Source organism: Shewanella electrica (genome assembly GCF_022321485.1).
Lineage (GTDB): Bacteria > Pseudomonadota > Gammaproteobacteria > Enterobacterales > Shewanellaceae > Shewanella > Shewanella electrica.
Genome location: NZ_JAKOGG010000019.1, coordinates 58,779 through 73,538 on the forward strand (window position 1 = coordinate 58,779; position 14,760 = coordinate 73,538).

The following is a 14,760-nucleotide window of genomic DNA, read 5'->3' on the forward strand; positions in this document are numbered from 1 at the left end:
CGTAGACGTGGGGATGAAATCCACCTACTATATGCGGCGCTGACACGGTAGGGCGCCCATAGCTCAGTTGGATAGAGCGCACCCCTCCGGAGGGTGAGGCCGAGGGTTCGAATCCTTCTGGGCGCACCAACTAAGATTGGATGCCCAGTTAATGTCAGTAAAAACCAGTGGTGGCTGTAGCTCAGTTGGTAGAGCCCTGGATTGTGATTCCAGTTGTCGTGGGTTCGAGCCCCATCAGCCACCCCATTTCTCTTCGTCGATTTGATGATAAGAAATGAAAGTCAAAAATGTCGGTGATTAGCGCAGCCCGGTAGCGCATCTGGTTTGGGACCAGAGGGTCAAAGGTTCGAATCCTTTATCACCGACCACTTTGATCTTTTGCACGTTGGCAGACGTAAATATGCTAGTCGATGTATCGATGAAACTCTCGGTGATTAGCGCAGCCCGGTAGCGCATCTGGTTTGGGACCAGAGGGTCAAAGGTTCGAATCCTTTATCACCGACCACATTCTAAAAAAAGCCTCTGCATCGCAGAGGCTTTTTTGCTTTCTAGGCCAGCAATTTCTCACCTCAGCAATATTGCCACCGCTGCGGCATTGTCAGCTGTAACGGCCATTCTATCGCATCGAATGAACTGTGGTTGTTACTGTGGCGCGGGGATGTGAGCGGAATAACCAGCCTCACCAACGCCGCTCTAAACGCTATTGCTGTGCTGGTGTGTGTACCTCATTGCTCAGCTTTACAACGGGGTTCGCTTGGTTACGGTCATAAAAAAGGCGAGGATTGACCTCGCCTAGTGCATGCATCTTACAACCGCCTATTTCAACTCTTCTGGCGGCAAAATAAAGCCTTGGTAGCCATTCACTTTGAGCGGAATAAAGCGATCTAGCTGCGCTTGCTCCTGAATACCGGTGACAATCACGCTGATATCTAGCCCCTTAGCCACGTTCACTAGGGCGCGACACAGTTCAGTATTGCGTTCGTTATCATCAAATTGGGCAAACGACTGATCCAGTTTCACATATGCTGGACGGAAGCTTTGCAGGTAGTTCATTGAACCAAATTGACGGCCGAAGTGGTCGATACCAAAGCTGGCGCCGCTATCGCGCAGAATACGGCAGAGTGCTTCGCAAGCACTGTTATCGCTGTAGATGGAGGATTCTGGTAGCTCAAACGTCAGCAAGCCGCGGTGATGGTTTTCTTTGAGGAACTGCCCGAGCCATTCGTGGAATTTAACGTCACTAATACTTTGGTGTGTCAGGTTGACCGCGATTGGCTGTTCAACCTTATCGACCAGACGATCTTCAACAATCTTCTCAATCAAGCAGCGGTCGAGCAGGCTCCCCATCGACAACAATTCAACGTACGGCATAAATTGCCCTGCATGCACTTGTTTATCTTCCACCTGTAGCTGACAGAAGATTTCGCGCTGCAAATACTTGCTGGTACCCACTTGCTGAATGGCTTGCCAACGGAAGCGGAACTGCTTGTTGTTGATGGCAGCCACTAACTTGTCGCGCCACTGTTCGCGGGTAAACAGTTGCTGCTCGCTCGATTCATACCAGTGGTAGGTTTTGTGCTCGCGCAATGCCAGTTGCAACGCATTGTCAGCCTTGCCCAATATGCTCGATACCGTGGCATCGCCGCTGCTACTGCGTTCGGTAATCCCGATACCGTAGTCTTCATTCGGTTTGCAACCGGCCTTGACCATCTCTTGGTTGATGGTACGCAGCAGTTGTTGCAGATATTTGCTGGTTTGTTCGCGCTCGACATTGATCAGCAGGAAAGCAAACTCGTAGGCAGAGATACGCGCCACCACGGTTTCGCCAGCGCCGCTGACATTCTCTTGCAGCCGTTGTGATAGCAGTTTGATGGTTTCATCACGGACTTGATAACCATAACGACGATGCACGTCTTCCAGCCACGTGAGTTGCGACAATATCAGTGCGCCACTGCTGGGCTCGCTGAGCCAACTGGCGATGCGCCCGGTCATATATTGACGGTTAGGCAGGCCAGAGACGCCATCGACTAAGTTTTTGGTGCGCAGTTCAGAAACCTCTTCATCGAGGGCATTAAAAATCTGTTTTAACTGTGCCGACATGCTGTTGAAGGCTTCCACCACATCTTTCAGCTCAAGGGTTTTGGGCGGTTTCATGTCGGGGCCGAACTCGCGGCGCGCGACGCTCTTGGCATGTTCGGCAATTTCGTTGAGCGGTTTAAGGATCCAACTCAGGCCAAAACGCGCGGTGATGATGGCGATTAAGAAGAGGATCGAGAATACGATGATGGTGTTGCTCATAATGCGCCACAGCTCGTTGTAACCATAGCCAGGGTGCGCGGTAATTTTCAGTTTCGCCAGTTGGATCCAACCGGAGGTAATGGTGCTTTCACGGTCAATGGTGGGGAAAAAGCCTAAATCGATAAACCATTGTGGTACGCCGCGTACGCGGATGGCGTTGTTCCACGTTTGCTGTTTGCCGTCGACCATCCACGTGAGTTCAACTTGTTGGTAGTAGCCGCCTTCAAAGATGACGTTGACTAAGGTTTCCACGGTGGCCATATCGCCAGCTTCCAACGCGGGTACCAACATCAGCCCCAATGAATGACTAGCGTTGTTGAGGTCGGACTCCATCTGCTTGCTCAAAAAACTACGTGTTTCGTTAAACTGCACGTAGCCTAAACTGGCAATCACCAGTAAGAACAGTCCAAAGAGCAATGAGTATAACTGTCTGAACAAAGTCATTGTTGCCGTTACTCCAGTACCAATTTGGGTTTCCGCAAGCGGTCGACCCCTAATCTGTATTTAAGATCATTCCATTTTTCGAGACGTGACGATGAACCGGCGAGTTCACCTCGTCCTCTTTCTTTGTTCAGCCACAACTGTTTACCGTTAAAGCTGTAAACTGGCACCAGATCACCACGTTTGGTGGCGGGCTTGAGCGCCGGATCTAGGTTATCCAAAATAAGCGGTATTGCTGAAGGCTTATCGTAGTAGGCCAACACCATATGGTATTGATTGACCGAGGTCGCTTTAACCATAGTGATGCGCAATTTGTCATCTGGGATGCCCAACTGCAGCAAAGTAAAATATTTGGCGATGGAGAAATCTTCACAATCACCGCCATTGGCGCCGATAAACTCCAGCGGGGTAGCCCAATAGTTACTGTCACCCCAAAGTTTTATGTCGTCGACAAATCGGAATAAGTTGAAGAAATTATTGACCGCATTGAGCTTGCCCATGTCGTCTAGCTGCTGGCTACTGTCCAACACTTTAAACCATGCGTTAGCGCGTAATCCGGCGCGTTCGCCGTAGCGAGCCTTGAGCGCTGACACCACAGCGCCACGATCTAACGTGGGCGTGTTGTTGGCTTGTAAACCAATGACCAGCGTTAGGGCGCCAACAATAGCGCAACGGCAGGCCCACCTAATACAGGTGTACAATTTTGCGCTGCCTAGTGCCAATGTGGTCAATTAATTTCCTATTGAGCGGTTTCATCTACGGTGTAGATATTCCACTTCATGTCAGCCATGGTGTCTTCCCCAGTCACTTCAGCGATCACGCGGCGGTTGCGCATTTGCGCTTCGTCGGTGCCGCTGGTATCCACTGGTCGGTCGTAGCTATAACCAATAGCAGTTAATCGGCTAGTTTCAATACCGAACTGTTGATTAAGCACATCCGTGACGGCATTGGCTCGATTTTGTGAAAGCTCGAGGTTGTGCTCGTAGGTCCCAGTTTTACTGCAGTGGCCTTCAATGGTCACCTTAGTATTGGGATACTGCTTCATAAAATCCGCAATGGTTTGGATCTGGGCGTAATACTGTGGGTCAATATAGGAAGAGTCGTTCGGGAACAAAATCTTAAGTTCAGAACGTTCTTTAATTGGCTTGACGGTACCACAACCATAGTTGTCAATGTTGGCACCACCCACGGTACCGGTACATTTTTCTCTGGCTTCAATCACCCCATCGCGATCCTCATCGTTGAGGTTGTAGACTTGTTCGGTGGCACCGTCCATGGTGGCGATGTCACGCATTGAGCAACCCGCCAGCAAAGCGAGACTCATAATGGTCAGTAACAGTTTCATTATTCAGCTCCTTCTGCGTGGTCAAGTTTGCCTTGCCAAACGGCTGGGCGGGTCACGCGCAGTGAATCAAGCAGTTGGCCGGTTGCGTTCAGCACGCGATATTTGGCAATGATTTCGTCAAATTCGGCGGTGAGATAATCGCGTCTGGCTTCAAATAGCTCGTTTTCAGTATCCAATAAGTCCAACAAGGTACGTTGGCCGAGGTTGAACTGTTGCGAGTAAGCCACTTGGGTTTCTTTCGCGGCAATCACATGTTGTTGAATGTATTGCATTTGCGGCTCTAGGTATTCGTAAGCGTTCCACGCTAGGCTTACGCCTTCGACCACTTCACGGTAAGCCCGCTCACGGACCTCTTTAGCTTCACTCAGCTTGTAGGCGGTCTCTTTTTCACGGGCGAGATCTTTACCGCCAGCGAATAAGTTGTAACGCATACGCACCATGGCTTGTACGTCGTTGTAGTAGCCACCAACATCTTGGGTCGCAATGGCGCTGAAGCCATCTTCACCGCTTAAGTCGTTGTTCCAGTTACTGGAAACTTCTAATGAAAATTGTGGGTAGTAAGTCGATTGCGCGGTCGATTTTTCCGATTCCGCGGCCATGATATCGTTACCTGCCGATTTCAATACCGGATGGTTTTGCTCCGCCATGGTGATACCCGTTGGCAAGTCTTTAGGCAGCATATCGGCATCTGGCACTGGAATAATCAAGCTATCAGCTTCTTGATGCGTGATGCGGTAGAACTGGCTCTTGGCATCCATAAAGTTGTTACGAGCCGACATTAAGTTGGCGTTAGCGCGCGCCAAACGGCCGGTAATTTGTGATAAATCTGCGGTCGAGCCTAAGCCAGAATCGGTACGTTGCTTAATTTGCGAGTAGATATCTTCATGGGTTTTCAGATTCTTCTCGGCCAAGGTGAGGATCTGCTCGGCACGAATATAGCTCACGTACACTCGCGCGACGTCTAGCGCGGTGTCTTCCGCGGTGGCAAATAGCGTCCACTGCTCAGCGGTAGCTTCGTACTTGGTACGGTCAACTTCGCTTGAGGTGTAAAAGCCATCAAACAGCATCTGCCGCAAGCTGACGCCAAACTCACCCCGTTTGAGTTCCATCGAGTCCACGCCACGACGACGCGTCGATGGTGAATCGGTATTTTCATAACCATAACCGGCGGTGACATCTAAGGTTGGTAGATAACCGGCAAACGACTGGCTGACCTGCTCTTCCTTCTGCTTGAAGCGGTTGAAGGCGACTCGAATATCGGGATTGGTGTCCAGAGTAGCGGCAACAGCTTGCTCAAGCGTTTGAGCTAGCGCGTTGCCTGAAAGCATCAACGTGCTGATGGCCAACGCCACAGCGCTGGTTTTCATCCGTCGATTAAATGGTGTGTTCATATTAAACCCCTCCAAGGTTCAATCACTTAAAGCCTAGCGCTCTCTTAACGCGTTTTCTTTGGCCCGCAGTATTGGATTTAGGATGTACTCAAGGACTGTGCGTTTCCCGGTTATTACGTCAACGCTGGTCAGCATGCCGGGTATTATCGGCATTTTAGTGCCATCTTTCTTTTGCAAACTGGATTCGTCGGTCCTGACTTTCACCAGATAGAAACTGTTACCTTCTTCGTCCTGGGTGGTGTCGGCACTGATCTGTTCCACGGTGCCAGTTAATCCCCCATAACGGGTAAAATCGTAGGCGGTGACTTTGACCACCGCGGGTAGGCCTGGATGTAAAAAGGCGATATCTTTCGGTAAGATCTTGGTTTCGATCAGCAGTTGATCTTCCGACGGTACAATCTCCATGATGTTGACCGCCGGTTGCACGACGCCACCAAGTGTGTTGATCTCAATCGATTTCACCGTGCCGTTGACCGGTGAGGTAATAATGGCCTTATCGACTTTGTCCATGGCGCCCACTTGCGCTTCATTCATGCGCGACAACTTAGCTTGCATCTCGCTGAGCTTAGAACGGGCGTCGGCGGCGTAGACTAACACGGCTTCGCGACGTTTCAGAATGGCTTCATCCATCGCGGCTTTTACTTTCGGACGTGCGACGCGTAAACCCGCTAGTTCACCTCGAATATCGTTGACGTTGCGTTCTAATTTCAGCAATTCCACTTCGGGCACAATCCCTTTAGCGGCCAGAGGTCTGGTTAATTCTAGTTCACGGGTGACCAATTGGTAACTGGTTGTCAACGTAGTAATTTTAGACGCTAACTCTTCGCTTTCTTGCTGGCGCTGTTGGATCTGTCGCGCTTGAATCGCCAGTTGGTTAACGAGGTTGTCTAGTCGGCCATTAAATTCGTCTTGCTGACGGCTGATCAGCTCCGGTTGGGTGCTTTGTAAGTCGTTCGGGAATGCTGGTGTCGCTTTGTCAATTTTGATCTGTTCGCGCCAGTCTTGGGCGGTGTCAGCAATTTGAATGCTGTTGAGTTCAGCAGATAAGCGAATGACGTTGGCACGCAGCGAGTCTACTTCTTGTTGCGACTGCGCGGCGTCGGCACGAAAACGGGTGTCGTCAATGCGTACCAACGGCTGGCCTTTTTGCACCATCATGCCTTCTTGCACGTACATCTCTTTCAAAATGCCGCCGTCCAAACTTTGGATCACCTGCACTTGGCTAGAGGGGATCACTTTGCCGGTGCCTTGGGTCACGCGATCCAGTTTGGCGAGCGCTGCCCACACCAGAAAGCACAGCATCATGGCCGAAACCGCCCAAATGATATGTTTATGGCTCGATGGTGCCTCGGTGAGCATGGCGCCGTAAACGTCATCCACCATCTCCAAATCTTGCGCGGTAAAGTTTTTATTAGCCACGGTTGCCTCCCGCCATCAACCCTTGGTTGAGTAGCTCTAACACTTTGGCTTTGGGGCCATCCGCGAGAATGCGCCCTTTATCAAGTACGATGATGCGGTCAACCAGCCGTAGCAGATCCATTTTATGAGTGATCAAAATGAGCGTGCGGTCTTTGCTGACGTAGGTCATGGATTGCATGAATTGCTTCTCGGCGCGAGCATCAAGGCTGGCCGTTGGTTCATCCATCAATAGCACCGGCGGGTCATTCAAAATGGCGCGGGCGAGGGCAACGGTCTGCCGTTGACCACGAGATAGCGCTTCGCCTTTTTCACCCACTTGGCGATCTAACCCTTCTGATTCCATATCGGTAAACAGGCTGACGCCGGACAGCTGCGTGGCGCGCATGATCTGGTGTTCAGTCACTGAGCGGGTGCCAAACAAAATGTTGTCGCGGATGGTGCCGTGAAACAGGGTGACATCTTGCGGCAGATAGCCGAAGTTACGCCGCAGATCGCTCGGGTGAATCTGTGCAGAGTCGACGCCGTCGTAACGTAGGCTGCCTTCTGATGGTTGGTACAAGCCCATTAGCAATTTCGCCAAGGTACTTTTACCACTGCCGTTCCGGCCGATAATGGCGATGCGTTCACCCGGTTGAATGCGCAATGACAACGGATGCAGCACTAGCTTTTCACTGCCCGGATAACTAAAGGTGATGTTGTCGGCTTCCAGTTTGCCCATCAGACGTTGCTTGGATACCAGATGGCCTTTGTTTTCAAACTCATCTTCTTGGGTCATGATGCCGTCGAGCTGACGCAACGCACTGATCATCTGGTTGGCGCGGGTCATCAGATTTGCTAGCTGCGCCATTGGCGATACCGCACGGCTCGACAACATCACCGCGGCGATAATACCGCCCATCGAGATGGCGTTATCGGCCACGCGATACACCCCTAAAATCACTACAAACACGGTGGTGACTTGCACGGTAAAGGTGGCAAAATGCGCCACAGCATTGGACAGTTTTTTCGACTTCAGCTGCCAGTTGGCGGTGTGACCAATCATCTGCTGCCAAGACTTTTGCACTAAACCTTCGGCGCCGTAAGCTTTGATCGATTCCAGTGCTGCCAAACTTTCGATTAAGTGGCCATGTTTCAAACTGGAGAACTTATTGCTCTCTTCAATCGCTTGTTTGAGCTTGGGCTGAATGCTCAAGGTAAACAGTAAAATCAGTACGCTGGCGATCAGTGGGATCACCGCTAGGTCACCTGCCACGATAAAGATGATCACCATAAACAGCAGTGCAAACGGCAGATCGACTAAGGTGGTGATGGTGGCCGAGGTGAGAAAGTCACGAATGCTATCAAATTCGCCCATCTGCCGTGCCATGCCGCCGACGCTGGCGGAACGCTTTGCTAGCGGCAGGCCAATGGCTTTGTAAAACAGCCGCGATGACACGATGATATCGACTTTCTTGCCTGCAACATCAATCAGATAAGCGCGTAGTTGCCGCATGATTAAGTCAAAGAGATAGGCAATGGCGGCACCAACGGCCAGCACCCACAGGGATTCAAACGCTAGGTTAGGCACCACTTTGTCGTACACGTTCATGACGAACAGTGGGGATACCAAAGCGAAGATGTTCACCAATACTGAGGCGATCAGCGCATCGCGGTAGATCGGTGCCGCATCGCGCAGGGTTTGCCACAGCCAGTGGGAGCCGTGATCATGTCGATAAACATCAAAGCCCATGTCACCACGGTATTGCTGTTTGACCAAAAACAGGTAACCGACATACAGGGATTCCAACTCTTCCATCGACAGTATTTGTTGGCCACCAGTCTCGGGCAACTGGATTACGGCGGTTTGTTTGTCTAAATCTAATTCCCGCAAGACACAGGCTTTTTTGTCTTTCAACAGCAGTACACACGGCAACTGAATGGCGGTGACTTGGTCAAGCCCTTTACGGGTCAGTTTGGCGGTTAAACCCGCGCGCGAGGCCGCCTGCGGAAACAGCTCTGGCGGTAATACCGTGGTGGATAATGGCAGGCCCGCTACCAAAGATTCAACAGAGCACGGACTACCATAGTACTCAGTCATCAGTACTAGGCAGTCAAGTAATGGATCAACGGTGACCCGCTGAGAAGCAGGTATTGACCATTGCTCGGTTTTTGGCGAGGCAGATTGACTACTCACGAAGCGATTAATCCTTTAAACATAACCGGATAGGTAAAGTATTTACCAAAGACGCTCCGCTGCCTAGCTAGCAGCGGAGAATCTTTGATGTTTTAGTGATTTACCTATTAAGGCTGCAACAGTTTATTAGTGTGATTGAGTTCTTCTGAACTGGATGACGGTGTATATGATGCTTGCTCAGTTTGTGAGGTCTGCACAATCAGCGGTCCAGTACCGTCACCAATTAGCCCTTGAATCCATTCACTGCTATTGCTGCCATAGCTAGATACATCGCTACCGTCCAAAATGATGGTCTGGTCGACAGTATGATCGGCATTCGCATCAATCGAGATAACGGTATTGCCATCTTCGACATCAATGTGCAGATAGTCATCAAGTGTATCGTTATTACCGTTCCAGCCAGTTAACAAGTCACTAATATCTAACTTATCTTGGGCAAAGTTAAAGTCAGTGACGTGGTCGGTACCGGTTTCACCCGCTAACCATACAAAGGTGTCTTTACCTTCGCCCCCTGTGAGGATGTCATTACCCATGCCACCATAGATGGTGTCATCGCCACCTTGGCCGAAAATAATGTCATCGCCATTACCGCCATACAGGGTGTCATCGCCACCTCGAGTATCTCCAGCAACATTAAAGATATCGATATGTTCCTTGATGTAGCTGTAGATCTGAGCATCTGTAGCTGGTTCACCATTTTTCAGCTGTAGGAACTGCTCTAGTGCCGCCAAGCCTGAACCATCTGGTAAATCGGCAGGTTTTTCTGGGTTGCCATAACTAGCGCCCCACGGCAGTTGATCGGTATTGATCACGTCACCAAAGATGATGTCGTTGCCATCTCCGCCATATACCGTGTCATTGCCTACATCAGCTAATTCGGTTGATTGCGAACCACCTTGCAATGCTGCGGTTAATTGACCCGCCTCGGTGACAATGCTGACGTTACCGATATCGGCCTGCCAAGTTTGATGGAAATTAATCTCCTCTATGCGTAATTGGGTATAGTTGCTATTAGGTGCATCGGAGTCAACGTTAAAGACTAAACGATAAGTTCCCGAGCTAGAAATAGCGTTTGTCTCAAGGTAGCCGTTGCTAACATTTTTCGTCGCCATAACGATGGTATCAACAGTGCTCCAACTGCCGTCGCTTAGCTTTTGCTGTACCCACAGCTCTACGGTGTCATTACCTGATACCCACTGGGTGCTAAAATCTACCGAAAAATAACCTTGGGAATGTTCGTTAAATGCTAAGGCCGTTTCTGGCGAAAAAGCTTGGGTTACTTCTGAATCGTCATGGTCTTCAATAACTAACAGACCATTGTAATATTTCACTGAATCAGAGCTGCTACCACTTTGACTCCATTTCCATGCACCATCCCATGAGTCATTATTACCCTGAAAATCGGTCAATCTGGTTTCTATGGTACGGTACGGTTGTGAACCCACAACATCAGTATTATCAAAATACTGTAAGGTACTTTCGGTAATACCTTTGCCGATACCAATCGCATGCACTTGGCTAATGGCTGAGAGTCCACCAAAGGCTTCGACTGCATACTGAATATCGCCAGCATCAGTGGTACCGCCACTGCTTTTATCATGGTTACTGATGGTTGGGTCACCATCGCTGAGGAAGTAGGTTAGATTCTCATATCCATGACCTGCAGCGTTATTGGCAGAAATATCTGTCAGCCATTTCTCTGCTTCATTGAAGGCAGCTTCATAGTTGGTGGCACCGCCAGCTTTTAAATGCTCTATTTGCGAAATCAAGCCGTCAATATTTTCTGGGCTTAAGTTGTCAACATCGATCTTAAGTGTTGCGTCGTCTGCAAATCCAATCAAAGCAATATTGATAGTGCCATCATGTCCTGCAAGTTGGTGAGATAAGTTAATTAATGCATCACGAATCAAAACGATACGGCTGTTATATGATTCATAGTTGCTATTACCGCTGCCATCTAGCTTGAAGTTCATGCTACCAGAGGTATCAATCACCAAAGCGATATTATAGTTTTGCCCTGGCTCAACGTTGGTAAATGTGCCGCCAATATCGCCTGCGATAATGTCGTTGCCTGCGCCGCCGTGCAGCGTATTATCGCCGTTGGTCACCCCGTCATTGATCAAGCGCCCGATATTGATCGTTGCAGTATGTTCTGTCGAAGTATTCTCGCCGCCCAACGATACTGGACCATTATCTTGAACTTGGAAGTTAAACTCGCTGACAAGATGAGAACTGTCGGCAGGAGTGTAGGTCAGGTTCCCAGCGGTAATCTCTTCAACATCGATAACTTGTCCTGACGTCACTGCCACACCGTCAAGGTACAACACACCTTCGGTAGGTAATGACGTGATAATTACGTGGGTGAAGTCATCGCCATCGGCATCATTAAAGCTGAAGTGGCTGAGCTGTAATTGATAGCTGCTATCTTCATCAACAGAGACGCTAAAGTCTGCGGTTTCTGGTGCCGCATGAGGTGAAGGCAAGCCCACATGGATATTCCCCGTGCTGCTATCGCCATCGGCATCGGTATAGGTGATGCCGAAATCGATAACGCCATCATCTCCGGCATCAAGCGCCTGATATTGGAAATAATCCCACTTACCGGTTTCTGGCGTGTATTCAAGGCGGAATACGATATTGGCATCTGGGTTGTTTCCTGTGTAGCCCCAGATAGTGTTGCCACTGGCGCTAGTCGCAATGGTTATTGCCGCACCGCTAGTCGTTTGAATGCCGTCTTCAACGGTCAAGGTTACCGCATGCTCAGAAGCTTTGCCGTCAGCCCCCCAACCAGCTTCAACGTCACCCGATGCGTGGGCAATGGCTGCACCAGCAGTGGTGCCAGTAAAGGTAATGGCGCCGATGGCGAAATCACTATTGTCATTCCACATTCCCGCATGGTTATTTGTCGCTTCCAGCACGACTTTGTCAAAGCCGCCCTGTTGCACGTCAAAGTCGGCTGCGTAATTGCCGCTTGATGCATCAGAAGTAAATTCTTGTTGATAAATGAGTTCACCATCGCGATAGAAATAGGCAATGCCGGTTTCTAGTTCATCACCAAACATATATTTGAAATCTAACGTCATACCAAAGGCTACGGTACCTTCATCGAGCGTAAAAATAAGCTGTTCAGAAGCGCTGGTGCCATTAGCAAACTCGCGGAAATCAACTTCACCTTCTAGGTTATGGTACGGGCCATTTTTACTGGCCACACCTATACCGCCGCCTTTACTACCGACTGCTGCGGAAACCAAGGTTGAGTCAGTCGCCGACGCAAACCCTAATGCGGTAATTGTGAAACCGACGCCATCAGGATTGGTTGAGTGTATGCCATCGTAGCGGCCGTCATGGTTGTAATCTCCATCAACCTTGCCATCTCCGTAGCCAGAAACATTAAACTCGCCCACAAGTGTATTTGGAATATCGGTATAGGTTGCAGTCACCACTTCGGCATCATCAGCCACAAATGGTGAATCATCCTCAACTTTAACGGTAAAGCTGCCGGTGACCGGATTTCCGTGAGCATCATTGCCCGAGATCAGGAATGGGAGATGTAAGATATCTTCAACATTTATTACTGGGTGATCTATTGGTGACGATAACGTCACTTCATAGCTCCACTCGTTACTGTGATTCCCATTACCATGAGGTGCGGTGAGCTGAATGCTGATCACCGGTGTACCATCACCTAAGGAGGCAACCAGCGTCATAGTCGTTTCATTAAATGACCAACTGACAGGCTGATCATCAACGGTAACTCTAGTGTCACCCACATAGCTGAGCGTCACTGCTGGGCTAATTGCCTCGTCAAGGACGAGCGTGCCAGAGGCTGTCGCGGCATGGGATTGATCGTCCGGGATACCATTAGGCAGTGCTTCTTCAGATACTACCACTGTGGAACTTGGTAGTACTTTGACATCCAACGCGGACATGACTGACACGTTGGCGGTGTCAGTACCCTCTACGTGAATACCGCTGATGGTCAAATCATCAACCTCAAAGTGGCGTGGTAGATTACCAATCAACTCAACGTTAACCTTAATCTCACCATCAGTACCGGCCTCAATATCGCCGATATCCGCCAATGTCAGTTTGATGACGGCATGATTACCGTTCCCCAGTTTCCCTATAAGTTCTGTGCCATCCGCACTGACACTCCAGTTGAGCTTCAGCGGCTTGTCATCGCTACCAATAATTTTTATGTAATCGGCATCTACAAACTTGAAGGTGTTGATATCATTGCTGCCCGCCGTAAACTTAAGTGCTTGTGTATCAAATTCACTGGTGTCAGCAAGAATGCCTAACCCTGCCGCTGACACAGTTGCCATAGCGTGTGGCGTTTCGGTTGTTGGCGTATCTGGTGCTGTTAACGTAATACCTAATGAGCTTGGAGCGGTATCACCATCACCGTCCTGTACGACAACTGGCACTGAAAGGCTGACATCTTTAGTGGTTACTGTGGTCGCGCCAAAGTCCCCAATTTGGAATGAATCGCCGCCTGTGTTGCTCCACTCAATAGAGTTGTACCCATTGTAGGTATAAGCAGCGAGTGTCGTGCCATTAACAACACCTTCTACACTGGCGCTACCATCGGCACTAAAGCTTACAGTAAATAGGTGGCCGCCGACGGTATACTCACCAGCAGCGTTGATCACGAGGTCCTCGTCACCATAGCTGATGGCTATCTGAGTGATAGTATCTTGCACGCCATCACCAACATGATTGTTGCCGTCAGCATCATCAAAGGCCTTCACTGTCACTGTTGATGAATTATTATTCCCTACGTCAAAGGTGGCTGAACCACCGTTAACTGTGTAGTGCCCATCAAATGTAATAGTGTCTATATCTTTAGCGTCACCAAATAAATCGGTGACATAGTCGACACGCATGCCTTCACCGCTATTGACGTGGGCATTACCGATACCTCCAGTGCTGGAAGTGGTATTGACTGTTGACGTGCCATTTACAGCGGTAAGTAATAAATCTTGGCTATTGCTTATATCCGCTTGAGTGAATCCAGCCCAAATCGAATTGCCGCCAACGAAGTCGTAGCCACCGTTGTTAAAGTCAACGTAACTGAGGGAGTCAACAGGTTGCGACATATGGACAACATATTGATCGTCAAAGTCTGTAGGTTGCAACGTGATAGTAAAGACAACCGAATCGTCGTTGGAGTTGGTTGCAGTTAATACGGTGCCGTCTGCCGAAATCGCATATTCAAGTGGCGCAAGTCCGGAAGACAACCCTTGGCTGAGGAGACCATCAATCGTCGCTTGTGTGAAAATCACACTGCCCGCACTATCCGCACCGTAGTTATTTGATACGTCATTATCTGCATCTAAGTACGCGTTACCTGTACCCCCGCTGGTATTGCTTACCGAAACGGTAAATGGGTCAAGAGCGGTAGGCAGAGAGTCATCGACATTAATATCTAACGTGCCCTCTGCGGTATCGCCATCGGTATCGGTGGCAACCACAGTGATGCCGGAGATAGTGATGTTATCGAAGTTGAATGCTTCACCTGCACCATCAACCCCAGTGGCGTGAGGAAGCACAGTCAACTGTGTGGCAGTGACGGTCACATTGCCAGTGGTGCCCGCGGCAAGCGAGGTATCTGATAGGCTCAGTTGCAGAACAGCGACCCCATTGAGTGAACCAATGAGGTTGCCATCACTATTCAGCGACCAAGTCAGTTC

Annotated in this window: 7 protein-coding genes and 4 tRNA genes; 4 read left to right on the top strand and 7 right to left on the bottom strand. The window is 49.7% G+C overall.

Annotated elements, in window-relative coordinates:
* The first annotated feature begins 52 nt into the window (after positions 1–52).
* The 4 genes from L9G74_RS18080 (at position 53) to L9G74_RS18095 (ending at position 505) form a co-directional block, all read left to right on the top strand.
* Positions 53–129: transfer RNA gene (locus L9G74_RS18080), tRNA-Arg, on the top strand.
* 41 nt (positions 130–170) lie between these two features.
* Positions 171–246: transfer RNA gene (locus tag L9G74_RS18085), tRNA-His, on the top strand.
* A gap of 45 nt (positions 247–291) precedes the next feature.
* A tRNA-Pro gene (locus L9G74_RS18090) sits at positions 292–368 on the top strand.
* A 60-nt stretch (positions 369–428) separates the two neighbouring features.
* Positions 429–505 (top strand) — tRNA-Pro (locus L9G74_RS18095).
* A gap of 311 nt (positions 506–816) precedes the next feature.
* On the opposite strand, the gene L9G74_RS18100 is transcribed toward L9G74_RS18095, so the two are convergent.
* From L9G74_RS18100 to L9G74_RS18130, 7 genes are all read right to left on the bottom strand, one after another.
* Entirely contained in the window at positions 817–2,742 is a 1,926-nt protein-coding gene (locus L9G74_RS18100; RefSeq protein ID WP_238898175.1) for a bifunctional diguanylate cyclase/phosphodiesterase, read from the bottom strand.
* A gap of 8 nt (positions 2,743–2,750) precedes the next feature.
* Positions 2,751–3,380 carry a transglutaminase-like cysteine peptidase gene (locus tag L9G74_RS18105; protein ID WP_438944587.1) on the bottom strand — a complete coding sequence of 210 codons (630 nt, stop codon included), beginning with the start codon at positions 3,378–3,380 and terminating at the stop codon, positions 2,751–2,753.
* 98 nt (positions 3,381–3,478) lie between these two features.
* Entirely contained in the window at positions 3,479–4,084 is a 606-nt protein-coding gene (locus L9G74_RS18110) for an OmpA family protein (protein ID WP_238898176.1), read from the bottom strand.
* Positions 4,084–5,475 (bottom strand): TolC family outer membrane protein, encoded by a 1,392-nt coding sequence (locus tag L9G74_RS18115; protein WP_238898177.1) that lies wholly within the window; start codon positions 5,473–5,475, stop codon positions 4,084–4,086. Before L9G74_RS18115 ends, L9G74_RS18110 begins: the two co-directional genes overlap by 1 nt.
* Before the next feature lie 33 nt (positions 5,476–5,508).
* Positions 5,509–6,858 (bottom strand): HlyD family type I secretion periplasmic adaptor subunit, encoded by a 1,350-nt coding sequence (locus L9G74_RS18120; RefSeq protein WP_238898182.1) that lies wholly within the window; start codon positions 6,856–6,858, stop codon positions 5,509–5,511.
* A gap of 28 nt (positions 6,859–6,886) precedes the next feature.
* Positions 6,887–9,067 (bottom strand): type I secretion system permease/ATPase, encoded by a 2,181-nt coding sequence (locus L9G74_RS18125; protein WP_238898178.1) that lies wholly within the window; start codon positions 9,065–9,067, stop codon positions 6,887–6,889.
* Between the two features lie 107 nt (positions 9,068–9,174).
* Positions 9,175–14,760, bottom strand: a 5,586-nt coding sequence (locus tag L9G74_RS18130; RefSeq protein ID WP_238898179.1) for a type I secretion C-terminal target domain-containing protein, incomplete at its 5' end; no start/stop codon positions are given.